We start from the raw sequence: 24520 nt of genomic DNA, 5'->3' as shown, positions 1-24520 counted from the left end.
TCATGTCGATCGAAGTCCGTAATGTCAGCAAGAATTTCAACGCCTTCAAGGCCCTCAACAGCATCAATCTGGACATCCAGAGTGGCGAGCTGGTGGCGTTGCTGGGCCCGTCCGGCTGTGGCAAGACCACCTTGCTGCGCATCATTGCAGGCCTGGAAACCCCGGATGACGGCAGCATCGTGTTCCACGGCGAAGACGTCTCCGGCCATGATGTGCGTGATCGCAACGTCGGGTTTGTGTTCCAGCACTATGCGTTGTTCCGCCACATGAGCGTGTTCGACAACGTGGCGTTCGGCCTGCGCATGAAACCGAAAAACCAGCGCCCGAGCGAAAGCCAGATCGCGGTCAAGGTGCATGAACTGCTGAACATGGTGCAGTTGGATTGGCTGTCGGACCGCTACCCGGAACAACTCTCCGGTGGCCAGCGCCAGCGTATCGCCCTGGCCCGCGCCCTGGCGGTTGAACCCAAAGTGCTGCTGCTGGACGAGCCGTTCGGCGCTCTAGACGCCAAGGTGCGCAAGGAACTGCGCCGCTGGCTGGCGCGCCTGCACGAAGACATCAACCTGACCTCGGTGTTCGTGACCCACGACCAGGAAGAGGCCATGGAGGTTGCCGACCGCATCGTGGTGATGAACAAGGGCGTGATCGAGCAGATCGGCTCACCGGGTGAAGTCTACGAAAACCCGGCCAGCGATTTCGTCTACCACTTCCTCGGCGACTCCAACCGTCTGCACCTGGGTGAAGACAAACACCTGCTGTTCCGTCCGCACGAAGTGTCGCTGTCGCGGCATGAACTGGAGGATCACCATGCGGCCGAAGTGCGTGATATTCGCCCACTGGGCGCGACCACGCGAGTGACGCTCAAGGTGGAAGGCCAGCCCGAGCTGATCGAAGCTGAAGTGGTGAAAGACCATGACAGCCTGACCGGCCTGGCCCGTGGCGAGACCTTGTTCTTCAAGCCCAAGGTCTGGCAAAAAGCCTAGCCACACCGCAACACCCAATGTGGGAGCGGGCTTGCTCGCGAAGGCGGAGTGTCAGTCACCAGATAGATCGACTGGCCCACCGCTTTCGCGAGCAAGCCCGCTCCCACATTTTTAGACCGAGCGCAGCAGGACCGGCCCGGAGCGCTGCTCGATCTGCTGCTTGAGCCCCTGCCGCAACCCCAGTAAAAACGCCAACTCCGCCACCACAAACAACGGCCCCACAATCAGCCCCGACACATCATCGACAAACGCCGGCTTCTTGCCCTCGTAGTAGTGCCCGACAAACTGAATCACCCAGCCCACCACAAACATCCCCACCCCACTGCTCAGCCATACCGTGGTGCTCTGCGCCGCCAATACATGCCCGGCCCATACCGACAATCCCATCAGCAACGTCATCAGCAGGCCCAACGCCAGTTCCAGGCGCAGGTAAAACCACGTCGACAACAGCGCGACAATCACCGCCGGTGAAATCCACAGGCCAGCCACTGCCCATTCGGGGCGCGACAGCAGCACGGCGACGGCGACCACGATCAGCGGAATGCCAATAAAGTGGCTGGCGATATTGCGCGGGTCGCGGTGGTAGGCGGCGTATTGGCTGAGGTGGTCGACGAGGCTTTTCATTGTTATTCCTCCTGTAGGATGCTTGATCATGCCCTGTCAGCCTGTGGTGAACTGTCAGCTGGGCGACAATCTTCGGAGTTCCCATGGATGCAGAGAAATGGCACGCCCGTCTGGCCAGCGGGCACTGGTTCAGCCATCTGCCTGTCGATCTACAGCGTAGCCTGCTGGTGGCCGCGCGGTTGCGCTCGCTGACGGCGGGGCAGTCGCTGTTCAAGCGCGGCGATCCGCCGTGTGGGTTGTATGCAGTGCTGGACGGCGCGGTGCGCATCAGCGCGGTGAATGCCCAGGGTAAGGAGGCGGTATTGAGTCTGGTGGAAACGCCTTACTGGTTCGGCGAAATCTGCCTGTTCGATAACCTGCCGCGCACCCACGATGCCCTGGCCATGGGGCCGTGCACACTTTTACAGGTACCGCAGGCGTCGATGCTCGACATCCTCGCCAAGCAGCCGGTGTACTGGCGCGACGTGGCCCTGTTGATGAGCCACAAATTGCGCCTGTCGTTGATCAACATCGAGCAGATGAGCCTGATGCCCGCGTCGGCGCGCCTGGCCCACCGGCTGCTGATGATCGCCGAAGGCTACGGCGAGATCGACCCGGCGCGCCGCACACTGCAACTGCCTCAGGAGGATCTGGCAGCGATGCTGGGCCTGTCGCGCCAGACCACCAACAGCCTGCTCAAGGCGCTGGAGCAACAGGGCATCATCGGCCTGAGTTATGGTGCGATTGAGGTGCTGGATTTGCAGGGCCTGCGGCAGGCCGCAGGCCTATGAACTACGAGCCGCGATAGGTGGAAAAGCCGTACGGGCTGAGCAATAGCGGAATGTGGTAATGCTGGTCGGCCTGCTTGACCTGGAAGATCACCGGCACTTCGGGGAAGAACGTCTCGCGATTGGCTTTTTTGTAGTAATCGCCGGTCTTGAATACCACGCGGTACTCGCCCGGCTTCATGCTGTGATCGGCGGGGAACAGCTCGGCGATGCGCCCCTGTTGGTTGGTCACGCCTTGGGACAGCGACTGCCATTGGTCGCCCACGTGTTCTTCCAGGGTGACGCTGACGCCGGCGCTTGGCAGGCCATTTTCCAGGTTGAGCACATGCACGCTCAGCGGGTTGCCAGCGGCCAGGGCCAGGTTACACAAGCCGCTCAGGCTGAGGGCGGCGAGGGTCATGCTTAGGGTTTTCATCGAGAAGTCCTTTTTGGCAGGGGGAATCAAGGGGTGATTTTCAAGCCCAGTTGCTCGGCGGCCTGTACGGCGCAGGCTTCGTCCTGCGCTGCGCCGCCGGCACCGGCGATGCCCAGCGCGCCGACCAGTTCGGCCTCGGCGAACAGCGGCACGCCACCGCCGAGCAACAGCAATTCAGGCAAGCTGTTAAGGTTGGCGGCCTCGGGGTTGTTGCGCGCACGCTCGGCAAACAGCCGGGTCGGGGTTTTGGTCGACAACGCCGTGTAGGCCTTGCGCTGGCTGGCGAGGCTGTTGTGTGGGCCGACGCCGTCAGCGCGCAAACTCAGCAACAAGTTGCCGCCGCGGTCGAGGACGGTCAGCGCGGCGTTGCAGTGAGCCAGGCTGGCATCGGCCAATTGGCGGGCGGTGCGTAAATCCAGCTCGGCGTGGCGTGGCAGTTGTGGCGTCGCTTGAGCGGCAGTCGCCACGGCGAGGCTCAGGAACAAGGCAGTGCGAAACATGGTGAACGCTCCAAAAGACAGGCCGTCACGGTAGCCAGTGGACGTGGTCAAAAGCCGCACAATTTGATGACAGGTTTGTAATCAAACCCAGAGGTAAGGCATGCAGGTGTTGTTAGTGGAAGACCAGCCGCAACTGGCGCAACGCATGGCCCAGGGCCTGAGCGAAGCCGGTTTCGGCGTGGAGGTGGCGGCCAACGGCATGGCCGCCCAGCGGTTTGTGGAAAGCACCGAATACGACTTGGTGATCCTGGACGTGATGTTGCCGGGGCTCAATGCCTGGAAGCTGCAGCAGGCGATTCGGCAGAAGGGCCAGACGCCGGTGCTGTTCCTGACCACGCCGGGCGGAATTGAAGATCGCCTGCGTGGGCTGGAATTGCATGAGGATGATTACTTGCTCAAGCCGTTCGACGCCAAGGCGTTGGTGGCGCGGGTGAGGAAATTGTTGCGTCGAGGGCGCTGATTCATCTGGAGACTGCAGTGCCTGTTCCGGCGCTTTCGCGAGCAAGCCCGCTCCCACAGGTGACCGAGTTCCAGCGTTGGAATGCGGTCAACTGTGGGAGCGGGCTTGCTCGCGAAGAGGCCCTTAAAAACACTACAAGCCTATCTACCGCAACCCCTCCCTGAACTGCCCCGGCGTCATCCCCGTCCAGCGCTTGAACGCCCGGTTGAAGCTGCTGGTGTCGGCAAACCCCAATAAATGACTCACCTCGGCCAATGAGCACTGCGGATCGCGCAAATGCAGCAACGCCAGGTTCTCCCGGCATTCATTGAGCAATGCATCAAACCGGCAGCCTTCATCGGCGAGATGCCGCTGCAAGCTGCGCAGGCTCAGGTGCAAGGCCTGGGCGATGCGCTCGGCAGCTGGCTCGCCCTCCGGCAGTTGCGCCTCGATGGCCGCGCGCACCTTGCGTTCCCAGGTCAGCGGTTGCAGTTGGGCGAGGGTGCGCTTGAGCACGGTTTCGTTGTGCTCGGCCAGCTCGGGGTTGGCATCGTCCAGGTGGCTGTCGAAATCCTGGGCGGCGAACTCCAATCGGTCCTCCTCGGCGCCGAAGAATACCGGCGCGCGAAACACCCTGTGCCACGGCTGGGGATCGGCCGGCTGCGGCCGTCGCAGGTATACCGCCAGCGGCGCGTAGTCGCGGCCCAGGCGGTTGCGGCAGGTGCGCACATAAATCGCCGCGAACGCATCAATGGCTTCAAGTGCCGGTGCCGGGCTGCCCGATGGCTGCAACAGGCGAAAGCGGTAACGCTCACCTTCACGGCTAAGTTCCAGGGTCAGGGCATCGCTGACCACCTGGTGATAACGCACGATGCGCTCGAACACTTCACGCAAGCTGCCACTGGCGACCAAGGCATACCCCAACGCGTGAAACGTGGTGGGGCTGACAAACCGCGACACCCGCAAGCCGATGGCCGGATCGCCGCTGGCCTGCACCGCCAAAGCCCACAGGCGCGTGGTGGCCGACAGCGGATAACGTGCGTTGGGGTCGTCCATGCGCTGCGGGTCGAGCCCGGCCTGCGTGCACAGCGCGGCACTGTCGAGGCCCAGGGCGTCGAGCTGCTTGCGCAGGGCGCGGGTCCAGCTGGCGAGGGAGGTGGGTTCGGTCATGGCGATTGGCGCTTGCGGTCAACAGGTTGGCGTGCGGGGCTAGCGTCCTGCCTGATCGCTTGGGGCAGGATGTGAGCATCAACAGACCAGAGGATGGAAGCATGGACGGTACTTCTGCAAGTCCCCAGCGGATGAATGCACAGCAACGCGCGGCGCATATCCGTGAAGTGGTGCTGGCCGAGGGCGTGCGACTGCGTCGGCAACATCCCTGGCTGCTGCATCAGGATGCGCTGGGGGCGGGGATCCTGGCGTTTGCGCTGGTCGGCATGATCGGCTCGGCGGCCCTCTACATCTCCGGGCATATGGCCTGGTGGGCGTGCCTGCTGCTCAATGCGTTCTTCGCCTCACTGACCCATGAGCTGGAACATGACTTGATCCATAGCATGTATTTTCGCAAGCAGCGCGTGGCACACAACCTGATGATGGGTCTGGTGTGGCTGGCGCGGCCAAGCACGATCAACCCGTGGATTCGCCGGCACTTGCACCTCAACCATCACAAGGTCTCCGGTACCGAGGCCGATATGGAGGAACGCGCGATCACCAACGGCGAGCCCTGGGGCATCCCGCGGTTGCTGATGGTGGGCGACAACATGATGTCGGCCCTGATCCGCCTGCTGCGCGCCAAGACCTGGCGGCACAGGTTCAGCATTCTCAAGCGTGTGTTGCTGGTGTATGCACCGCTGGCGCTGCTGCATTGGGGCGCGTGGTATGTGTTCCTCGGCTTTCATGCCGCCAACGGCATCGCCAACCTGCTGGGCGCGCCCATCGAATGGTCAGCGGGCACTTTGCAGATGATGCAGGTGATCGACATCGCCGCCGTGGTGATCATCGGCCCCAATGTGCTGCGCACGTTTTGCCTGCACTTCGTCAGCTCCAACATGCACTACTACGGCGATGTGGAGCTGGGCAATGTGATCCAGCAGACCCAAGTGCTGAACCCCTGGTGGATGTGGCCGCTGCAAGCGTTCTGCTTCAATTTCGGCAGCACCCATGGCATCCACCATTTTGTGGTGAAGGAGCCGTTCTACATCCGCCAGCTCACCGCCGGGGTGGCGCATAAAGTCATGGCTGAGATGGGGGTGCGTTTCAATGACTTCGGAACGTTTGCGCGGGCAAATCGGCTTGAACCACTGGCGCGGGCGCAGGACGGTACGTCGCCGGGTTGAATACCCGCGTTACCACCAGCATCGCGACCGCCGTCACGGTCAGCACGATCCAGGCGCTGACAAAGCTGCCGGTGACTTCGCGCAGCCAGCCGGTCAACCACGGCGAAACCGCATTGATCAAAAAGCCCACGCCCTGCACGAACGCCGCCAGTTGCCCGGCTTGTCGCGGGTCGCGGTGATGGTCCAGGGTCAGCAACAGGCTGAGGGCGAAACACGCTCCCAGGCCGAAACCGCACAGCGCCACCCACACATGGGGAAACTGCAACGGTGCAATCAACAGGCCGAGGTAGCCAAGGGTCTGGGCCAGCAGGCTGATCCACAGCAGGGGCCGACGGTCGACCCCGCGTTGCGCCAGCACAGGCATCAATAGCGCCGCGATCACTTGGAAGATCGTCATGAAGGCCAGCAGCGATCCACTGGGCAATACGTCCCAGCCCAGTTGTTGATAGTAGGCGGGCAGCCACGCCACCAGGCTCATATAACCACAGTTCACCAAGCCGAAATACAGCGCCAGCAGCCAGGCGCGACGATTGCGCAGGCCTTGGAATGCCGGGGCTACCCATGGGTTTTTCGCAGCGCCCAGCGGCAACCAGGCCCACAACAGCAATGCCGCCAGTGCTGGCAACAACCACACGCCGAGCCCGGCCTGCCAGTGCTGGAAATGACTGGCCACCACCGGGCTGAGCAGCGCCGCCAACCCGCCACCCGCCATCAACGACGCGGAGTACACCCCCATCGCCACCGGCACGCGGTAATGGAACTCGCGCTTGATCATCGCCGGCACCAACGCCTGGATCAGCGCCACGCCGGCACCGCCAAGCAAGGCCGTGACCAGCAGCGCCGAGCCCTGGCCCATCAACCAGCGGGCCAGGCACGCCAGCAGAATCATCATCAGGCCCAAGGCGATGCCGCGCCGCTCACCCAGCTTTGCTTCAACGCGCACACCCACCAGTGCCACCAGGCCCATGCACACCACCGGCAGGCTGGTAAGCAGGGCGCTGCTCTGGAAACTCAGGCCGGTGGCCTGGCGAATCTCGCCGAGCAATGGGCTGATGGAGCTGAGGATGGGCCGCAGGTTCAGGCCGAGCACTACCAGCAAGGCCCAGCCGGCGAAGGATTTATTGAGGGTCATGCATGCTCTTGCATTCGGTGAATGAGGCGTGAGTATGGCCAGCGCCCAAGGTATTCTGAAATTAAATATAACCATGCCATCCAGTGGCAAAGGGAATTGACCCTGTTCGGCCCCGTGTTGCTACGCCGCCTGGAAGAGGCGTTACGGGTGACATTCCCCGCCAGCGGCCTACCTTTACTGTCTTTGCGTGAAAGCATTCAAGAACACGCTTGGGCGCAAGGCTCCGACAACCGTTGGGCTGTCTCCTTGGCAGAGTGCGGCGTTTTTTGGACGCGAATCAGGTATCCAGGTATGTGGTTCTAAAGTGATTTGATTGTAAGATTTGCTATTGTTTTTTGATGTTTCCGGGCGTGTGGTTTTTTTGATAGTTAATTATCTTGGCGAGGTGAAGTAATTATTGAATTAAAGGAGCAGTTTGATGGCCATACGTTTTCCTGTTCATCTTGCTAGTCTAATAAGCCAGCCACGGCCCGACCTAAAAAAGTCAACGAGCTCAACATCCATCCAGGGTGAAAAGGTGGCCTTTTTTCCTGAATCGTCAAACGATGCCTCGAGTGTAGACAGCAAAAAAAACCTGCCCACAAGCCATGCGGTTATCGACCGGTCGGTGTTGGAAAAGAATGATCGTATAAACGCCTACTTGAATACGCATGCTTCAGACTTCATGACACCTGAAAAAGAAATGTCAGAAATCTTGTCGGGTGAGCTGAAACATCGCTGGAATGCGAATGTCGACCCAGATAATACATACCTGGTTACTTTCAAGGGCAGCGGTCGAACCGAGAGTGATGTTGTTGAGAAGGTGACGTTGACTCAGGCCACTTTGAAAAATAGGCAGGACGTCCCTATAGAGGATAATAAAAACTGGTTTCAGAAAGTGGGGCAGTATTTTTCACCGATGGTGTTTACTTATAATAAAGTCGAAGAGGCCGTTGAGTCGTCTCACACCGAGCAAGGTATTTATCGAGCGCCCACAACCTCCACCGGTTTACCCTATAGTGCTTCCACGCGGCTCGACATACCGGTGGCAGACTTCAAGGCGCTCATATGGGACACGGATCGAACCCGGTTATATAAAAATACACTCTCCGCTTTTTGGGAGAAGCACACCGATTCGTATACGGCCTTGAGCAAGCTGTCTTATGTCAAGGCCGTCAAGTTGCAGAGCCTGAATGGGTCACTTGGCCCAGAGGAGACAAAACTGGCACTGCGTGTAATGGGGCCTTTTGCGCAAAAGCCATGGACCGAGTTGGATGTTGAGGACTTTACCAATCGTACCTTGCAGGATCCGAGTCTGGACATCGGTTTGGTCAGCGTAAACGGCATGAAGTCGACAGATTTGCTCTGTGTGACCGACAAGAAAACACGGCTGACGTTGTTATACATTCCCGGTAACTCTTCCCCCCTGCATCGTTTTGATAACCCTGAGCAAATGGGGCTGTGGTTGGCGAAGCAGGCCGCCGATCCGCTGAAACGCGCAGCACTCATGACGCACTTTTCCCTTGGCGACCAGGCAGACAAGGTTTTTTCCGACGGTGTGCATCAATCCCTGCAAGGGCTGGGAGCCTGGTCCGAGGCGCAGGAAAGCGAAGGTTTCAGCTTTTCCAATGTTAATGATTGGTCGCCTGAGCGGTATATCAAGGTCGATCCGCTGAGCGGCGACCCTTTTCAAAAAATCATGACCCGGCAAATGTCGCGTTCCTTCTCGGACGCCGATAATGCGATTGTCAGTGACAGTGACTATACAAAGACCAAAATAACCCAGGGCGTCGAAGAGGCCGCGAAAGTCGCGTTGTTCATGACGCCCCTGGCGCTTGTCATGCCGGAAGTTGCCTTGGCGCTTGATGCGTTCTACCTGGCGGCGGGTTCCGTACAAGCGGGCATTGGCATTGACGATGTGGTGAAGGGGAAATCCACGGGAGCTGATCGCATTGTGTTTGGCGTATTGAATGCCATGCCACCGTTGGTGACCCATGGGGGCGGTTCGCTTGCGAAAGCGTTGAAACCTGAAAGCGAGGGCGCCGCACAATCAAGCCAACTCACAAACCCGACGCGCCCATTTTTCAAGCCGCCTCAACGAGTCAATGGTCAAATCGGATACCCCATGGGGCCTGTTTCACCCCCTGCAGTGTTCAAAGAATTTAGTGTTCCCCTGGATGGAGTAAGGGTGTCGAGAGCGCAGACATATTCCATCGATGTGAACGGCTATTCATGTCCGGTTGTTTATGATTTGCAAGCTGAAGCCTGGCGGGGGCTCGATTCTAGCGGTCAAGCCAGTGATGTGTTTCATTGGCGCGAGCATGAGGAGCAGTGGCTGTCAGGCACAAGAGAGCAACTGCTGGCCAGTGCTGACAAGCGGCTGGCCTCGGTAAGTAACAAAGTTGTAAAGTTGCCTGGGTTGCCGTTACTGCCATTGAATCCGACGGAAGTACCAAAAGTTATACATTATTTCTGGGCCGGAAATGAAATGCCGGAGCATCTGATAAAAAATATCATCGAAAACGCCCGGAAAAGTCCAGGTTACCAATCAATTGTGCATGTTGATGCTAACGATCAAAGTGTCTTTCTGAAAGTGAAACAAGCACTGGACCACAAAGTCGGTGGCCTGGAAGTTCGGGACCTTAAGGCAGATGAAAGTTTTCGCGACTTTAATACAGGTGAGTATGGCGAGATGTATCAGTACTTTCGTTCCGGGCAAAGGCGGAACCTCGCAGCGTCTTCGGATGTGATGCGTGCCGCGTTAATGAAACGGTACGGTGGCATTTATATGGACACTGATGATGTTCTGACCATCCCGGTGGGAGACGTCTCATTAAAAGCTGCGCCGAATGAGGTGTTAATGAGCTCCCCAGTCACCTACGAGCCGGCGGATTTTTCCGGGTTTAATAACAGCAATTTTGCGAGCCACGCGGAAAACCCGGTATTCGACAAAGTCCTGGAGGAAACGTATCGACGCTTTAAAGCCAGCAAGGAGTGGCTGGATGCCAATCGACCCTTTATTGGAGAAAACCCCACAGCCTCCGAACGGGAAGCGTACAAGGCCTACGAAAAGAAAATATTCGAGGTGACAGGTCCTCACGTTTTCAACGCTGTGATGAAACAAGAAAAAATGGGGCTTTTCCCTGTTTTTGACGATTTGTCCGATGTAACGAGCGGAAGGTTGGTAGTCCCTCAAACCTACCTCCAGCAATTGCAGCGGTTACAGGAACACTATTGGGCGATGGACAGGAAATTTGGTGTCGATATCGGCGGCGAGCACTCCATGCGCCACTCCCGCTGAGGCTGGCGCATAACCGGTCAGGTAACCACCCGGCACGAATGTGTCGGGACTTGATGTGTTCACCTCGGCACATGCGAAAGCGAGACGAAAAAGTTTTTGGTTATTAACAAATAGCTTCTTATTCCTTAACGAGTATAACTCCCGCCCCTATACTGATCAGCAACGTTTAACGCTGCAGGAGGGCACCCATGCACAGCGAGTCGATTCGTTACCTGATCGTGCCGGGCTGGCAAGGATCGCCAGAAGATCATTGGCAAACCCATTGGCAGCACAGCCTGCCCAACAGCGCCCGCGTGGAGCAGGTCGATTGGGTGGCGCCGCGTCGCGAAGACTGGGTTGCGGCGCTGGCCGAGGCCATCGCGGCCGACAGCACGCCGGTGATCCTGATCGCTCATAGCCTGGGCTGCATTACGGTGGCGCATTGGGCGGCCACCGCACCGGTGCATTACCTGCGGCAGGTACGCGGTGCCCTGCTGGTGGCCCCGGCTGACGTCGAACGCCCCGCGTGTGCACCGGCCTTGCGAAACTTCGCGCCCATCCCCACTGACCTGCTGCCGTTTCCCAGCCAAGTGGTCAGCTCCGACAACGACAGTGCCGTCAGCGCCCCTCGAGCAGTGGAGCTGGCGCGCAACTGGGGTGCCGAAGCCGGCATTTTGTCCGGTGCCGGCCATATCAATGTGAAGTCCGGCCACCAGCGTTGGGAACAGGGTTTCGCCTACCTTTATCGCCTGCAGAGCCGCCTCGAGCATCACGCCCGGCGCACTGCCTGAACATTTTTCAACGCCCTGTCCCTGAGTGGAATGGGGGCGGGAGTCTGCCATGAGTCTGCATGAAACCTACGGCCAGCCCTTGCTGACCTTCCCCGACGCCGAAAAAAGCCCGCTGAGTATCCGCGCCAAGGCGTTGGTGTTTGTCGATCCCCGTTCACGGCAACTGCGCGAAGAACTGGAAAGCCTCGCGCCGCGCGCCTTGCCCGTGTTGATTCGCGGCGAGACGGGCAGCGGTAAAGAGCTGCTGGCGCGGCATATTCACCGTGGCAGCGATCGTGCTGGGTTGTTTGTCTCGGTCAATTGCGGCGCGATCAGCCCCACCTACGCCGACGCGGAATTGTTCGGTTATGCCGCCGGCGCCCACAGCGGTGCGGCCAGCAGCCGGGCGGGTTGGTTCGGGTCGGCCAATGGCGGCACCTTGTACCTGGACGAGATCGGCGACTTGCCGCTGCCGATCCAGGTGAAACTGCTGGCGGCCCTGGAAAACCATGAAGTCACCCGTGTCGGCGCTCACCACCCGAGCCCGGTGGACGTTCGCCTCGTCGCCGCCACCAGCATCGATCTGGCGCAGGCCGTGGCAGCCGGCAAGTTCCATGAGCGCCTGTTCCATTACCTGAGCGAAGGCCGGCTGGACTTGCCGGCGCTGCGCGAGCGGGTCGGCGATATCCTGTCCCTGGCTGAATACTTTCTGGGTATTTACAGCCAGCGCCTGGGCCTTCCGGTACCGTTGATCAGCGATGCCGCCCAGCGTGTGCTGGAGCATCACAGCTGGCCGGGCAATACCCGCGAGCTGGAAAATGTTATCCACTTTGCATTGCTGGTAAGCAGCGGCGATGAGATTTTGCCCGAGCATCTGAATTTGCCCGTCGTCGGTTCGCCGTTGGAACAAGTGAGGCGGATTTTCGCGAGCGCCGGTCCCGCAGAGCAGGAAACGTTGCGTAAATTCCTATATGAGCAAAATGGAATATCAAAGTGAATAAAAGATATTGTTCGGGAATAAAAAATATAGGTATTGTCCGTTCCACACCGCGATAGCACTTCGCTGGCACCTCACATAGAAAACGGTCGTTAGAAGGACATTGCATGAAAAAGGTTCTGTTGTTTACCGCACTGGCGGCTGCCCTGACAGCTGGCTTCGCCCAGGCCAACGAGAAACTGGTGGTGGCCGCCACCCCGGTGCCGCACGCCGAGATCCTGGAGCTGATCAAGCCGACCCTGGCCAAAGAAGGCGTGGACCTGCAGATCAAAGTCTTCACCGACTACGTGCAGCCGAACGTGCAAGTCGCTGAGAAACGCCTGGACGCCAACTACTTCCAGACCCTGCCGTACCTGGAAAACTTCAACAAGGGCAAGGGCACCAACTTGGTCACCGTGATCGGCGTGCACGTCGAGCCGTTCGGTGGCTACTCGAAAAAGATCAAGAATATTTCCGAGCTCAAGGACGGCGCCACCGTTGCCATCCCGAACGAAGGCTCCAACAGCGGCCGTGCCCTGTTGCTGCTGCAGAAAGCCGGTGTGATCACCCTGAAAGACCCGACCAATGCCCTGTCCACGCCGAAAGACATTGCCAGCAACCCGAAAAACCTGAAATTCAAAGAACTGGAATCCGCCCTGCTGCCACGCGTGCTGGACCAGGTTGACCTGGACATGATCAATACAAACTACGCATTGGAAGCCGGCCTCAACCCGGCCAAGGATGCGTTGATCATCGAAGACGCCAAGTCGCCGTACGTTAACTTCCTGGTCGCGCGCCCGGACAACAAGGACAGCGACGCGATCCAGAAGCTGGCCAAGGCCCTGACCAGCCCGGAAGTCAAAGCCTTCATCGAGAAGAAGTACAACGGCGCGGTGTTGCCGGCGTTCTGATGTAAGCCAAAACCCCCTTCAAGGTTTAAACGCCGACGGCTACTGCAGCGTCGGCGTTTTTTTATGGTGTTTTGAAATGCGATCAAAAACTGTGGGAGCGGGCTTGCTCGCGAAAGCGGTGGTTCAGTCAAAGATTTATTCACTGACACACCGCATTCGCGAGCAAGCCCGCTCCCACATTGGATCTTCACTGTTTCAGACGGGGCGGCTATTGATGGCCCTGCGCAACGCTACCAACCACTTCACCAACTCCTGCGGATCCAGGGGCTTCGCTTCCTTTTTCATGTTCATTCCCTCGAAATACAGACCCATCAACCATAGCCCCCCCCGCCAAACCCGCGAACCCGGCGGTTATCTTTTTGGGTGATATCAATATGCTATTTTGGTATTTAAATTTTGCTTTTTATACCTTTAAAGTTTGCGCTACCCGGCGTTACCCACACCGGATCGGATTGCGCTCGCTGCATTACCCATGCGGCGTCATGGACTGGAAATGACCTTCGATTTCGCTTTTATCCTCAGCACCCTGCCGGCGTTTCTAAAGGCCGTAGGCGTGACGCTGCAAGTGGGCCTGATTGCCATTGCCACCTCGTTGCTGGTGGCGCTGGTCAACGCGGCGTTGCTGGTGTTTCGCACGCCGTACCTGTCGCGCCTGGTCGGGCTCTATGTGGAATTGGCGCGTAACACGCCGCTGCTGATCCAACTGTTCTTTGTGTATTTCGCGCTGCCGGCCCTGGGCTTGAATATCTCCGGGTTCTGGGCGGCGATCATCACCATGACCTTCCTCGGCGGCGCCTACCTCACTGAAGTGCTGCGCGCCGGCGTCGAAGCGGTGCCGCTGGCGCAGATCGAGTCGGGCAAGTCCATCGGCCTGTCCGACTGGCAATTGCTGCGTCACGTGATCCTGCCTCAGGCCGGTATCCTCAGCCTGCCGGCGCTGTTCGCCAATTTCATCTTTCTGCTCAAGGAGACCACCGTGGTCTCCGCCGTGGCGGTGCCGGAGATTCTCTACACCACCAAGAGCTACATCGCCCTTTACTACAAGACGTACGAAATGCTCGCGGTGCTGACGCTGATTTGCGTGCTGCTGTTCCTGCCGCTGTCGCTGCTGCTCAGCCGCCTGGAAAGGAGGCTCCAGCATGGCCAGTTCGGGTCTTGAGTTGCTGTGGGTGTCGTTGCCGCAACTGGGCAAGGGCGCGGCGCAAACCTTGTCGATTTCGTTTTTGGGCATCGCGTTCAGCACGGTTGGTGGCGTGCTGTACGGCGTGCTGCGCACCTTGAACAACAGGCTGATCAACGCCGTGCTGCGGGTTTACCTGGAGCTGTTTCGCGCGATCCCGGTGCTGGTGTGGTTGTACCTGTTGTTTTTTGGCCTGCCGATTTTCTTCGGCCTGAGCATCCCGAGTTTCTGGTGCGCGGTGCTGGTGCTGTCGCTGTGGGGTGCCAGCGAAGTGGGCGAAGTGGTGCGCGGCGCCTTGCATTCGCTGCCCCGCGGCCAGCGTGAAGCGGGGTTGTCGATTGGTCTCTCCGATCCGCAGCTCTACGGCTACGTGCTGCTGCCTCAGGCCCTCAAGCGCATGACGCCGCCGACCATCAACGTTTACACGCGCATCATCAAGACCAGTTCCCTGGCGGTACTGATCGGCGTGGTGGACGTGATCAAGGTCGGCCAGCAAATCATCGAACGCACCTATGAGTCAGTGTTGATCTATGGCGTGCTGTTCCTGTTTTTCTTCTTTATCTGCTACCCGTTATCGGCTGCCTCCAAGGTGCTGGAACGGCGCTGGGCCCAAGCATGAGCGCATTGATCGAGTTCCAGGGTTTCAATAAATATTTCGGCGACACGCACGTGCTCAAGGGCATCGACCTGAGCGTGCAAAGCGGCGAAGTGGTGGTGATCCTCGGCCCCAGTGGCTGCGGCAAAAGTACCTTGCTGCGTTGCCTCAACGGCCTGGAAGTGGCACACAGTGGCAGCCTGCGTTTTGCCGGCCGAGAGCTTCTGGACAAAAGCACCGACTGGCGCCAGGTGCGCCAGGACATCGGCATGGTGTTCCAGAGTTACCACCTATTCCCGCACATGAGCGTGCTCGACAACATCCTGCTCGGCCCGTTGAAGGTGCAAAAACGCGACCCCCGCGAAGCCCGCGAACAGGCCGAGCAATTGCTGGCGCGTGTGGGCCTGGCCGACAAGCGCGACGCTTACCCGCGCCAGCTCTCCGGCGGTCAACAGCAACGCATCGCCATCGTCCGCTCGCTGTGCATGAACCCTCAGGTCATGCTGTTTGACGAGGTCACCGCGGCCCTTGACCCGGAAATGGTCAAAGAAGTACTGGAAGTGATCCAGGGCCTGGCGCGCGATGGCATGACCCTGCTGATCGTCACCCACGAAATGGCCTTCGCCCGCGCCGTCGCTGACCGCGTGGTGTTTATGGAGGCCGGTCGCATCCTCGAACACAACACCCCCGAGGCATTCTTTACGAACCCGCAAACCGCACGCGCGCAGCAGTTCCTGGAGAAGTTCTCCTTTGTTTCAACACTGCCCAAAAAGATCAAGGAACTGGAACTGATATGAAAAAGTTACTGCTGCCACTGTTTGCCGTCGCCTTGCTGGCCGGTTGCGATAAAAAGGCCGAAGAGCCTGCAAAACCGGGCGCCGCCGTGAGCTACATCGACAAGATCAAGGCGCGCGACAAGCTGATCGTCGGGGTCTTTACCGACAAACCTCCCTTCGGCTTTGTCAACGAAGCCGGCCGCTACGTGGGCTTCGATACCGATATCGGTCGCCAATTCGCCAAGGACCTGCTGGGCGACGAGAACAAAGTCGAATTTGTTGCCGTCGAGCCGGCCAGCCGTATTCCGTTCCTGCAAAGCGACAAGGTCGACCTGATCCTCGCCAACATGACCGTGACGCCGGAGCGCAAGGAAGCGGTGGACTTCACCAACCCCAACCTGAAAGTTGCGGTGCAGGCCCTGGTGCCCAAGGACAGCGCAGTGAAGAACCTGAATGACCTGGCCACCCGTACCACTATCGTGACCACCGGCACCACCGCCGATATCTGGCTGACCAAAAACCACCCGGACTGGAAACTGCTCAAGTTCGAAAAGAACTCCGAGTCTCTGCAAGCCCTGTCGGCCGGACGTGGCGATGCGTATGCGCAAGACAACCTGGTGCTGTTCAGCTGGGCCAAGCAGAACCCGGGTTACCGCGTGCTGGAAGAAAAACTCGGTGATGAAGCGCCGATTGCGCCAGCGGTGAAGAAGGGCAATATCGAACTGCGTGACTGGGTAAATGCCGAGTTGGCGAAGTTGGGTGAAGAGAAGTTCTTGCTCAAGCTGTATGACCAGTATGTGCGTAAAGAGCTGAGCGATGACACCAAGCCTGAGAGTGTGATTGTGGAAGGTGGGAAGTGGCAGGGCTGATCCCGTGCTTTTGCGGTGACTGATCTACCGCTTTCGCGAGCAAGCCCGCTCCCACATTCGACCGAGTTCCACCTTTGGAATGCGGCCACCTGTGGGAGCGGGCTTGCTCGCGAAGAGGCCATCACAGGCGCCGCCTGCTCCACTCATCCATGCAGATAAGGAACCCTGAACTAAGCTCACAGTCGCATGCACACTGGCAAGTCGGCATCACGCAAAAGGAGCCTGCATGGGCGGTCGTATTTCCACCTGTATTTTTGGCCTTGGCCTACTGACGCTGCTGAGCGGCTGTGGCGAGGAAAAGGCTGAACCCAAGGCGCATTCACGGGTGTTTGTACAGACCGTGCAGCCGGCGGATTTCGCCGCGACGGTGACCCTCACGGGCGATATCCAGGCGCGGGTGCAGACGGACCTGTCCTTTCGTGTCGGCGGCAAGATCATTCAGCGCATGGTGGATGTCGGCGATCGCGTGAGCGCCAGGCAAGTCTTGGCCAAGCTCGATCCCAAGGATCTGCAGACCAACGTCGACTCCGCCCAGGCCCAGGTCGTGGCCGAACAGGCGCGGGTCAAGCAGACTGCAGCCGCCTTCGTGCGCCAGGAAAAACTCCTGCCCAAGGGCTACACCAGCCGTAGCGAATATGATTCCGCCCAGGCCGCCCTGCGCAGCAGCCAGAGCGCCCTGGCCGCGGCCCAGGCCCAACTGGCCAACGCCCGTGAACAACTGGGCTACACCGCGCTGGTCGCCGATGCGCCTGGCGTGATTACCGCGCGCCAGGCCGAAGTCGGCCAGGTGGTGCAGGCCACGGTGCCGATTTTCAGCCTGGCGCGCGATGGCGAGCGCGATGCCGTGTTCAACGTGTATGAATCACTGCTGGTGGAGCCGGCGCCGGACGCGCCCATCACCATCAGCTTATTGGATAACCCCAGCATCAAGGCCGTGGGCAAGGTCCGTGAAGTCACCCCGGCCGTGGCCGCCAATACGGGCACCGTGCAGGTGAAAATCGCCCTGCAGGCGCTGCCCAAGGGCATGGAACTGGGCTCGGTGGTGAGCGCCACCGCCAATGGCCCGACCAAAGCGAGCATCGAACTGCCGTGGGCCGCATTGACCAAAGACCTCAGCGAACCCGCTGTATGGTTGGTCGACGGCGACGGCAAGGCGCAACTGCATAAGGTCAGCGTGGCGCGTTACCTCACCGGCAAAGTCATCATTGGCGACGGCCTCAAAGGCGGCGAGAAGGTCGTGGTGGCCGGCGGGCAATTGCTGCACCCCGGCATGACCGTCGAGATCGCCCAGCCAGGAGCCCAGCCATGAAGCACCTGACGCTGCTGCTCGGTGCCAGCCTGTTGCTGGTCGCCTGTTCGAAGCAAGAACCGCCACCCGAGCCCGTGCGCCCGGTGCTGTCCATGGAAGTGAAGGCCGAAGACCAGCAAAGCCTCGGTCGTTTCGCCGGTACCGTCCAGGCCCGCTATGAAAGCAACCTGGGCTTTCGCGTGCCTGGCCGTATCGCTCGCCGCACGGTGGACGTGGGCGCCGAGGTGGACAAAGGCGCCTTGCTCGCCGTCCTTGACCCCACCGACCAGCAGAACCAACTGCGCGCGGCCCAGGGCGACCTCGCGCGGGTGCAGGCCCAGTTCATCAATGCCCAGGCCAATGCCCGTCGCCAGCAGGAGCTGTTCAACCGTGGCGTCGGCGCCCAGGCTCAACTGGACGTGGCCCAGACTGATCTGAAAACCACCCAGGCTACCCTCGACCAGGCCCGCGCGTCGGTCGATCAAGCCAAGGACCAGCTCAACTACGCCGAACTGCGCACTGACCACCCTGGCATTGTCACCGCCTGGAACGCCGAGGCCGGCCAGGTTGTCACCGCCGGCCAGCAAGTGGTGACCCTGGCGCGCCCGGACATCAAGGAAGCGGTGATCGACCTGCCCGCCGGCCTGGCCGAGCGCCTGCCGCCGGATGTGGTGTTTCTGGTCGCCGCGCAACTCGACCCGAGCGTGCAGACCACCGCCATCGTGCGCGAGATCGAACCCCAGGCGCAAAGCGCCACGCGCACCCGTCGCGCACGGCTGAGCCTGACCGAAACACCGCCTGCATTTCGCCTCGGCACGGCGATCAGCGTGACCTTGAGCACCGCCATCGCGCCACGCATCGAGCTGCCCTTGAGCGCCCTGCAGGAGGTCGACGGCAAGACCCGCATCTGGCTGCTCGACACCCAGAACCAGACCGTGCAACCGCGCGATATCACCGTGCTCAGCCGTGACGCCGACAGCGCCTTGATCAATGGCGGCGTCACACCCGGCGAGCGCATCGTCACCGCCGGCGTGAACAGCCTGAAGCCTGGGCAAAAAGTCAAAATCGACGAGGACAGCCCGCGATGAAAGGGAGCTTCAACTTATCCGACTGGGCGCTCAAGCATCAGTCCTTCGTCTGGTACCTGATGTTCGTCGCGCTGTTGATGGGCGTATTTTCCTACATGAACCTGGGGCGCGAGGAAGACCCTTCGTTCACCATCAAGACCATGGTGATACAGACCCGCTGGCCGGGTGCGACCCAGGAAGAAACCCTCAAGCAGGTCACCGACCGCATCGAGAAAAAACTCGAAGAACTCGACTCACTCGACTACGTGAAAAGCTACACCCGGCCGGGCGAGTCCACGATATTAGTGTTCCTCAAGGACACCACCAGCGCCAAGGCCATCCCGGAGATCTGGTACCAGGTGCGCAAGAAGATCGACGATATTCGCGGCAGCTTCCCCCAAGGCTTGCAGGGGCCGTCGTTCAACGACGAGTTCGGTGATGTGTTCGGCTCGGTGTATGCGTTTACCGGCGACGGCCTGTCGATGCGCCAGTTGCGCGACTACGTTGAGCAGGTGCGCGCCGAGATCCGTTCGGTGCCAGGGCTGGGCAAGGTCGAGATGATCGGCCAGCAGGACGAAGTGATTTACCTGAATTTCTCCACGCGCAAACTGGCGGCGCTGGGGGTTGACCAGCGCCAGGTGGTGCAAAGCCTGCAATCGCAGAACGCGGTGACGCCGGCCGGGGTGATCGAGGCCGGGCCGGAGCGGATTTCGGTGCGCACTTCCGGACAGTTCGCCTCGGAAAAGGACCTGGCCAACGTCAACCTGCGGCTCAACGACCGTTTCTATCGCCTGGCGGATATCGCTGAAATCACACGCGGCTATGTCGACCCGGCGCGGCCGATGTTTCGTTTCAACGGCAAGCCGGCGATCGGCTTGGCCATCGCCATGCAGAAGGGCGGCAATATCCAGTCGTTCGGCAAGGCGTTGCACGGGCGCATGGACGAGCTGACCGCCGACCTGCCGGTGGGCGTCGGCGTGCACAAGGTTTCTGACCAGGCGGAAGTGGTGGAGGAGGCCGTCGGCGGCTTTACCAGCGCGCTGTTCGAAGCGGTGATCATCGTGCTGGTGGTGAGCTTTATCAGCCTTGGCATGCGCGCGGGGCTGGTGGTGGCGTGCTCAATTCCGCTGGTGCTGGCGCTGGTGTTTGTGTTCATGGAATACAGCGGCATCACCATGCAGCGCGTCTCGTTGGGCGCGTTGATTATCGCGCTCGGCCTGCTGGTGGACGACGCGATGATCACCGTCGAGATGATGATCACGCGCCTGGAAAAAGGCGAAACTAAGGAGCAGGCGGCGACCTACGCCTACACCTCCACGGCGTTCCCGATGCTGACCGGTACGTTGGTGACGGTCGCAGGTTTTGTCCCGATTGGCCTCAACGCCAGTTCGGCGGGCGAGTACACCTTCACCCTGTTCGCGGTGATTGCCGTGGCGATGCTGGTGTCGTGGGTGGTGGCGGTGCTGTTTGCGCCGGTGATTGGCGTGCATATCCTCAGCGCCAACGTGAAACCCCACAATGCCGAACCGGGGCGGATCGGCCGCGCGTTCAACGGCGGCATGCTCTGGGCCATGCGCAACCGCTGGTGGGCAATCGGCATCACCTTGGCGCTGTTCGTCGCCTCGGTGTTTTCCATGCAGTTCGTGCAGAACCAGTTCTTCCCGTCGTCGGACCGCCCGGAAATCCTGGTCGACCTGAACCTGCCGCAAAACGCGTCGATCAACGAAACGCGCAAGGCCGTCGACCGTCTGGAAGCGATCATCAAGGACGACCCGGACATTGCGCGCTGGAGCACTTATATCGGCCAGGGCGCGATCCGTTTCTACCTGCCCCTCGACCAGCAACTGGAAAACCCTTATTACGCACAGTTGGTAATTGTGAGCAAAGGTCTGGAAGAGCGCGGCGAGTTGATCACACGCCTGCAAAAGCGCTTGAGAGATGACTTCGTGGGCATCGGCAGCTTCGTGCAGCCGCTGGAAATGGGCCCGCCGGTGGGCAGGCCGATTCAGTATCGCGTGTCCGGCAAAGACACCGACCAGGTGCGCAAACACGCCATCGAATTGGCGACCCTGCTGGATAAAAACACCCACCTGGGCGAGATCATCTACGACTGGAACGAGCCGGGCAAAGTGCTGCGCATCGACATCGCCCAGGATAAGGCGCGGCAACTGGGGCTGTCCTCGGAAGACGTGGCGCAGTTGCTCAACAGCGTGGTCAGCGGCGCCTCGGTGACCCAGGTGAACGACGATATCTACCTGATCAACGTGGTCGGCCGTGCCGAAGACGCCGAACGCGGCACGCCGGAAACCTTGCAGAACCTGCAGATCGTCACGCCCAACGGCACCTCGATTCCGCTGCTGGCCTTCGCCACCGTGCGCTATGAGTTGGAACAGCCGCTGGTATGGCGCCGCGACCGCAAGCCGACCATCACCATCAAGGCGGCGGTGCGCGATGAGATGCAGCCAACGGACCTGGTGAAGCAACTCAAGCCGGAAATCGACAAGTTCAGCGCCGGCTTGCCGGTGGGCTATAAGGTCGCCACTGGCGGCACCGTGGAAGAAAGCGGCAAGGCCCAGGGCCCGATTGCCAGCGTGGTGCCGTTGATGCTGTTTCTGATGGCGACCTTTCTGATGATCCAACTGCACAGCGTGCAGAAGATGTTCCTGGTCGCCAGTGTCGCGCCGCTGGGCCTGATCGGCGTAGTGCTGGCGCTGATCCCAACAGGCACCCCCATGGGCTTCGTGGCGATCCTCGGGATTCTGGCGCTGATCGGCATCATCATCCGCAACTCGGTGATCCTGGTGACGCAGATTCATGAATATGAGCTGGCCGGCTATACGCCGTGGGATGCGGTGGTGGAGGCCACCGAACACCGGCGCCGACCGATCCTGTTGACGGCGGCGGCAGCGAGCCTGGGCATGATCCCGATTGCGCGGGAAGTGTTCTGGGGGCCAATGGCGTACGCCATGATCGGCGGGATCATCATCGCCACGTTGCTGACGCTGCTGTTTTTGCCGGCACTGTATGTGGCCTGGTACAAGATCCGCGAGCCGAAACAGGAAACTCAGGAGGAACGCGGTTAAAAAATGTGGGAGACCTCTAGGTATCGATACAACTTGTAGTGAGCGGGCTTGCCCCGCGCTGGGTGGCGAAGCCGCCCCAAAACCAAGCGACTCGGGTCAATCAGATATGCCCCAGTGGCCCTACCGGGGCGGCTTCGCCACCCAGCGCGGGGCAAGCCCGCTCACTACGGGTTGTTTCTGTGTCCTTATATATCTTTAGATTTCTTATGCCCAGTGGACTTTGAACTGTGGGAAGCTTCTGTAAATGACGGGCGTTGCCCCGGCGAACCATTGAGTGCCTTACCCTCCGGCTTCCTCTTCTTGACGGTCGCCCGCCATGCGCTATCTGCGTCAAACCTTGCTGATCTGCTGCTTGTTCATGTCGCCCCTGGTCCTTGCCGACACCGTGCTGGAAAACCCCCTGTGGCGAGTCGAAATCGACCCCGCCACGCTGGCGCTACGCGTCACTCCGGCAGGCGAAGCCTCGGTGCAGGCGTCCAGCGGGGTTCCCGTGCACACCGTCAGCAATGTACAGGGCGATGCCGAGCAAGCCTCCTGGCAATGGGACAACGGCGCCTACAGCCTGAAGGCGCGTCTCCAGCAACGTGACCTGACCCTGACCATCACCGCCCGCGCAGCCAGCGAGCTGGCGCTGCTGAACCAACCCGCCGAAGCCATCGGCCAAGGCTTGATCTGGCCGCTGGCCGAAGGGCATTACGTCCCCGCCGGCAATGCCGTATGGAACGCGTTTCTGCTGGAACAAGGCGACATCAACACCACCCAGGATCTGAGCCTGCCGCTGTGGGGTGTCGATCACGGCACGTTTACTCTCAACTGGTTGCTGACCAACCCCTACAACAACCGCCTGCGCTGGCAGGCGGACCAGGCCCTGTCCCTGGCCCATGAGTTCACCGCGCTCGATCCTGGCGCGCCCATGACCCTGCTGCTGCATCTGGGCGATGCCGACCCGTTGGCCGGTGCCAAGCGATATCGCCAGTGGCGGGTGGAGCAGGGCCTATATGAACCCTTGGCCGACAAGCTGCGCCAGACCCCCGAGGCTGAGAAACTGCTGGGTGCCAGTCACGTCTATCTGTGGGGCAATGACCTGCTGGCGCCGAAGGATGTGCGGGACTGGCCGCTGTTGCTCAAACGCTTACGCGGCCATGAAATCCAACGCCTGTTGGACACGGAGGCCAGCAAGATCCTGGCGCAGCGCTCCCCCTTGAATCGCTATGAGCAGACAATGTTGCTGCGCGGCCTTAACGCGGCGATCAACACCAAGGCTCGACAGAGCTGGCAACGTCAAGAACCGGATATGACCCGGCTCGCGGCGCGCTACGGCGAATTGCGCAGCGAGTTGGCCGTGGACTTTGCCGGTGCCTTGAGCGATTCCCCGGCAACCTGGGGCAGCCAGACGATCCAATCGTTGCGCGACTCAGGCCTGCCGCGCCTGCTGCTGACCCTGGGCGAGGGCTGGGAAGGCGGCCTCTGGCATCCCGAGGCGATTCGCGCCGGTGTCGAGGCGGGTTACCTGATGGCGCCCTACGATTCCTACGAAACCGCGTTGTCCGCCACGGAAAACCCTGACTGGACCACCGCCCACCTCGGCGCCAAGGCCTACCGCGACTGCGCGATTGTGCTCAAGGGCGGCAAGCTCAAGACCGGTTTCCAGCAGTCGGGCCACTACACCGACCCACGCTGCGTGCGGCCCTTGCTGGAGGCACGGGTGAAGGCTGTGCAGGCCAAGGCCGGTTTCAACGCCTGGTTCCTTGACGCCTACGCCACCAGCATGGTGTTCGACAGCTACCGCGACGGCGCCCGCATGACCCAGGCGCAGAACGCCGAGGGCAACATCGATGCCTGCCGCTGGCTGAATACCGTACGCCAGTTGCCCACCGGTTCCGAAGACGGCAATGCCGTCACTGCCCAGGGCATCCTGTTCGCCCACGGCATGCAGACGCCCGTGATTGGCTGGGGTGATCAAGCGATGACCAAGGACAGGCAATCGCCCTACTACGTCGGTAACTGGTACCCACCCGAGCAACCCGCAGTGTTTTTCAAGCCGGTGCCGTTGAAGGAGCCGTTTCGCACGGTGCATGTCGAGCCGAGCATGCGCCTGCCGCTGTATCAGGCGGTGTTCCACGACTCGGTGATCACCACTCATCACTGGCTGTTCGACAGCCTCAAGTTGAGCAATGTGCAGGCTGAAAATGAGCTGATGCAGCTGCTCTACAACGTGCCGCCGCTGTATCACTTGAGTGCTGCAACCTTGAAGCAGCGACTCCCGTTGATCCAGCGCCAGGACGCCTTTTTCCGCCCGCTTCACCAACGTCTGGCCACGCAGGAAATGACCGGCTTCAGGTGGCTGACGGCGGATCGGTTGGTACAGGAAACCACGTTTGCCGATGGGACGCGGCTGGTGGCGAATTTCACCGCTGAAGAGAAACAAGGGTATGCCGGGCGTAGCGTGACAGCGTTGGTGGTGGGGGAGGAACCTGTGGTGTATCAAGTGCAGCAGCGGAGCCCTTGAGCCCGCCATCGCGGGCAAGCCCGGTTCCCACAGGGGCATGC

General features: G+C 60.3%; 21 protein-coding genes. 16 read left to right on the top strand and 5 right to left on the bottom strand.

Features of this window, described 5'->3' with window-relative positions; genetic code table 11:
• Positions 1–2 precede the first annotated feature (2 nt).
• Complete coding sequence (locus tag ACLH0H_RS07980) at positions 3–983, top strand: sulfate/molybdate ABC transporter ATP-binding protein (RefSeq protein WP_076951536.1); 981 nt, start codon at positions 3–5, stop codon at positions 981–983.
• A 111-nt stretch (positions 984–1094) separates the two neighbouring features.
• Here the strand turns inward: ACLH0H_RS07980 and ACLH0H_RS07975 are convergent, their stop codons facing one another.
• Complete coding sequence (locus tag ACLH0H_RS07975) at positions 1095–1607, bottom strand: DUF962 domain-containing protein (protein ID WP_411381618.1); 513 nt, start codon at positions 1605–1607, stop codon at positions 1095–1097.
• An 83-nt stretch (positions 1608–1690) separates the two neighbouring features.
• Between ACLH0H_RS07975 and ACLH0H_RS07970 the strand changes: the two genes are divergently transcribed.
• A complete protein-coding gene (locus ACLH0H_RS07970; RefSeq protein WP_411381617.1) occupies positions 1691–2377 on the top strand; it encodes a Crp/Fnr family transcriptional regulator in 687 nt (228 codons plus the stop codon).
• 1 nt (position 2378) lies between these two features.
• Here the strand turns inward: ACLH0H_RS07970 and uraH are convergent, their stop codons facing one another.
• Positions 2379–2789, bottom strand: coding sequence for a hydroxyisourate hydrolase (gene uraH / locus ACLH0H_RS07965; RefSeq protein WP_411381616.1), 411 nt, complete (start codon positions 2787–2789; stop codon positions 2379–2381).
• A gap of 26 nt (positions 2790–2815) precedes the next feature.
• A complete protein-coding gene (locus tag ACLH0H_RS07960) occupies positions 2816–3289 on the bottom strand; it encodes a GlcG/HbpS family heme-binding protein (protein WP_300628560.1) in 474 nt (157 codons plus the stop codon).
• Between the two features lie 100 nt (positions 3290–3389).
• Between ACLH0H_RS07960 and ACLH0H_RS07955 the strand changes: the two genes are divergently transcribed.
• Positions 3390–3749, top strand: a complete 360-nt coding sequence (locus tag ACLH0H_RS07955; protein ID WP_411381615.1) for a response regulator — start codon at positions 3390–3392, stop codon at positions 3747–3749.
• A gap of 144 nt (positions 3750–3893) precedes the next feature.
• On the opposite strand, the gene ACLH0H_RS07950 is transcribed toward ACLH0H_RS07955, so the two are convergent.
• The gene (locus ACLH0H_RS07950) at positions 3894–4898 is read right to left on the bottom strand and encodes an AraC family transcriptional regulator (RefSeq protein WP_411381614.1); all 1005 of its coding nucleotides are present in this window, start codon (positions 4896–4898) and stop codon (positions 3894–3896) included.
• A gap of 101 nt (positions 4899–4999) precedes the next feature.
• On the opposite strand from ACLH0H_RS07950, the gene ACLH0H_RS07945 reads away from it, so the two are divergent.
• Positions 5000–6064 carry a fatty acid desaturase gene (locus tag ACLH0H_RS07945; RefSeq protein ID WP_411381613.1) on the top strand — a complete coding sequence of 355 codons (1065 nt, stop codon included), beginning with the start codon at positions 5000–5002 and terminating at the stop codon, positions 6062–6064.
• Here the strand turns inward: ACLH0H_RS07945 and ACLH0H_RS07940 are convergent.
• Entirely contained in the window at positions 5985–7196 is a 1212-nt protein-coding gene (locus ACLH0H_RS07940) for a CynX/NimT family MFS transporter (protein WP_411381612.1), read from the bottom strand. The genes ACLH0H_RS07945 and ACLH0H_RS07940 overlap by 80 nt on opposite strands.
• 418 nt (positions 7197–7614) lie before the next feature.
• Here ACLH0H_RS07940 and ACLH0H_RS07935 point away from each other — a divergent pair, with 418 nt between their 5' ends.
• The 12 genes from ACLH0H_RS07935 to ACLH0H_RS07880 all read left to right on the top strand — a co-directional run bounded on the left by ACLH0H_RS07935 (position 7615) and on the right by ACLH0H_RS07880 (position 24479).
• Positions 7615–10476 (top strand): glycosyltransferase family 32 protein, encoded by a 2862-nt coding sequence (locus ACLH0H_RS07935; RefSeq protein WP_411381611.1) that lies wholly within the window; start codon positions 7615–7617, stop codon positions 10474–10476.
• Between the two features lie 188 nt (positions 10477–10664).
• Positions 10665–11246 (top strand): alpha/beta hydrolase, encoded by a 582-nt coding sequence (locus tag ACLH0H_RS07930; protein WP_411381610.1) that lies wholly within the window; start codon positions 10665–10667, stop codon positions 11244–11246.
• Between the two features lie 49 nt (positions 11247–11295).
• Complete coding sequence (locus ACLH0H_RS07925) at positions 11296–12222, top strand: sigma 54-interacting transcriptional regulator (protein ID WP_411381609.1); 927 nt, start codon at positions 11296–11298, stop codon at positions 12220–12222.
• Between the two features lie 107 nt (positions 12223–12329).
• Positions 12330–13112 (top strand): MetQ/NlpA family ABC transporter substrate-binding protein, encoded by a 783-nt coding sequence (locus tag ACLH0H_RS07920; RefSeq protein WP_076951549.1) that lies wholly within the window; start codon positions 12330–12332, stop codon positions 13110–13112.
• 493 nt (positions 13113–13605) lie between these two features.
• Positions 13606–14271 (top strand): amino acid ABC transporter permease, encoded by a 666-nt coding sequence (locus tag ACLH0H_RS07915; protein WP_411381608.1) that lies wholly within the window; start codon positions 13606–13608, stop codon positions 14269–14271.
• Entirely contained in the window at positions 14252–14911 is a 660-nt protein-coding gene (locus ACLH0H_RS07910) for an amino acid ABC transporter permease (protein WP_411381607.1), read from the top strand. Before ACLH0H_RS07915 ends, ACLH0H_RS07910 begins: the two co-directional genes overlap by 20 nt.
• Entirely contained in the window at positions 14908–15684 is a 777-nt protein-coding gene (locus ACLH0H_RS07905; RefSeq protein ID WP_411381606.1) for an amino acid ABC transporter ATP-binding protein, read from the top strand. The genes ACLH0H_RS07910 and ACLH0H_RS07905 overlap by 4 nt, the downstream gene beginning before the upstream one ends.
• A complete protein-coding gene (locus tag ACLH0H_RS07900) occupies positions 15681–16532 on the top strand; it encodes a transporter substrate-binding domain-containing protein (protein ID WP_411381605.1) in 852 nt (283 codons plus the stop codon). Before ACLH0H_RS07905 ends, ACLH0H_RS07900 begins: the two co-directional genes overlap by 4 nt.
• Before the next feature lie 226 nt (positions 16533–16758).
• Positions 16759–17841 (top strand): efflux RND transporter periplasmic adaptor subunit, encoded by a 1083-nt coding sequence (locus ACLH0H_RS07895; RefSeq protein ID WP_411381604.1) that lies wholly within the window; start codon positions 16759–16761, stop codon positions 17839–17841.
• Positions 17838–18908, top strand: coding sequence for an efflux RND transporter periplasmic adaptor subunit (locus tag ACLH0H_RS07890; RefSeq protein WP_411381603.1), 1071 nt, complete (start codon positions 17838–17840; stop codon positions 18906–18908). The genes ACLH0H_RS07895 and ACLH0H_RS07890 overlap by 4 nt, the downstream gene beginning before the upstream one ends.
• Entirely contained in the window at positions 18905–21970 is a 3066-nt protein-coding gene (locus ACLH0H_RS07885; protein WP_411381602.1) for an efflux RND transporter permease subunit, read from the top strand. The genes ACLH0H_RS07890 and ACLH0H_RS07885 overlap by 4 nt, the downstream gene beginning before the upstream one ends.
• 316 nt (positions 21971–22286) lie before the next feature.
• Positions 22287–24479 (top strand): glycoside hydrolase, encoded by a 2193-nt coding sequence (locus ACLH0H_RS07880; protein WP_411381601.1) that lies wholly within the window; start codon positions 22287–22289, stop codon positions 24477–24479.
• The last annotated feature ends 41 nt before the right edge of the window (positions 24480–24520 follow it).

The sequence above is a fragment of the Pseudomonas sp. MPB26 genome (assembly GCF_046605355.1).
GTDB classification, from domain to species: Bacteria; Pseudomonadota; Gammaproteobacteria; order Pseudomonadales; family Pseudomonadaceae; genus Aquipseudomonas; species Aquipseudomonas cedrina.
This window is presented reverse-complemented; position numbering and strand designations above follow the sequence as displayed.

Excerpts from the sequence above, each read along its gene's own strand:
- ACLH0H_RS07980 (WP_076951536.1), top strand. The coding sequence starts at position 3 with ATGTCGATCGAAGTCCGTAATGTCAGCAAGAATTTCAACGCCTTCAAG.
- ACLH0H_RS07975 (WP_411381618.1), bottom strand. The coding sequence starts at position 1,607 with ATGAAAAGCCTCGTCGACCACCTCAGCCAATACGCCGCCTACCACCGC.
- ACLH0H_RS07970 (WP_411381617.1), top strand. The coding sequence starts at position 1,691 with ATGGATGCAGAGAAATGGCACGCCCGTCTGGCCAGCGGGCACTGGTTC.
- uraH (WP_411381616.1), bottom strand. The coding sequence starts at position 2,789 with ATGAAAACCCTAAGCATGACCCTCGCCGCCCTCAGCCTGAGCGGCTTG.
- ACLH0H_RS07960 (WP_300628560.1), bottom strand. The coding sequence starts at position 3,289 with ATGTTTCGCACTGCCTTGTTCCTGAGCCTCGCCGTGGCGACTGCCGCT.
- ACLH0H_RS07955 (WP_411381615.1), top strand. The coding sequence starts at position 3,390 with ATGCAGGTGTTGTTAGTGGAAGACCAGCCGCAACTGGCGCAACGCATG.
- ACLH0H_RS07950 (WP_411381614.1), bottom strand. The coding sequence starts at position 4,898 with ATGACCGAACCCACCTCCCTCGCCAGCTGGACCCGCGCCCTGCGCAAG.
- ACLH0H_RS07945 (WP_411381613.1), top strand. The coding sequence starts at position 5,000 with ATGGACGGTACTTCTGCAAGTCCCCAGCGGATGAATGCACAGCAACGC.
- ACLH0H_RS07940 (WP_411381612.1), bottom strand. The coding sequence starts at position 7,196 with ATGACCCTCAATAAATCCTTCGCCGGCTGGGCCTTGCTGGTAGTGCTC.
- ACLH0H_RS07935 (WP_411381611.1), top strand. The coding sequence starts at position 7,615 with ATGGCCATACGTTTTCCTGTTCATCTTGCTAGTCTAATAAGCCAGCCA.
- ACLH0H_RS07930 (WP_411381610.1), top strand. The coding sequence starts at position 10,665 with ATGCACAGCGAGTCGATTCGTTACCTGATCGTGCCGGGCTGGCAAGGA.
- ACLH0H_RS07925 (WP_411381609.1), top strand. The coding sequence starts at position 11,296 with ATGAGTCTGCATGAAACCTACGGCCAGCCCTTGCTGACCTTCCCCGAC.
- ACLH0H_RS07920 (WP_076951549.1), top strand. The coding sequence starts at position 12,330 with ATGAAAAAGGTTCTGTTGTTTACCGCACTGGCGGCTGCCCTGACAGCT.
- ACLH0H_RS07915 (WP_411381608.1), top strand. The coding sequence starts at position 13,606 with ATGACCTTCGATTTCGCTTTTATCCTCAGCACCCTGCCGGCGTTTCTA.
- ACLH0H_RS07910 (WP_411381607.1), top strand. The coding sequence starts at position 14,252 with ATGGCCAGTTCGGGTCTTGAGTTGCTGTGGGTGTCGTTGCCGCAACTG.
- ACLH0H_RS07905 (WP_411381606.1), top strand. The coding sequence starts at position 14,908 with ATGAGCGCATTGATCGAGTTCCAGGGTTTCAATAAATATTTCGGCGAC.
- ACLH0H_RS07900 (WP_411381605.1), top strand. The coding sequence starts at position 15,681 with ATGAAAAAGTTACTGCTGCCACTGTTTGCCGTCGCCTTGCTGGCCGGT.
- ACLH0H_RS07895 (WP_411381604.1), top strand. The coding sequence starts at position 16,759 with ATGGGCGGTCGTATTTCCACCTGTATTTTTGGCCTTGGCCTACTGACG.
- ACLH0H_RS07890 (WP_411381603.1), top strand. The coding sequence starts at position 17,838 with ATGAAGCACCTGACGCTGCTGCTCGGTGCCAGCCTGTTGCTGGTCGCC.
- ACLH0H_RS07885 (WP_411381602.1), top strand. The coding sequence starts at position 18,905 with ATGAAAGGGAGCTTCAACTTATCCGACTGGGCGCTCAAGCATCAGTCC.
- ACLH0H_RS07880 (WP_411381601.1), top strand. The coding sequence starts at position 22,287 with ATGCGCTATCTGCGTCAAACCTTGCTGATCTGCTGCTTGTTCATGTCG.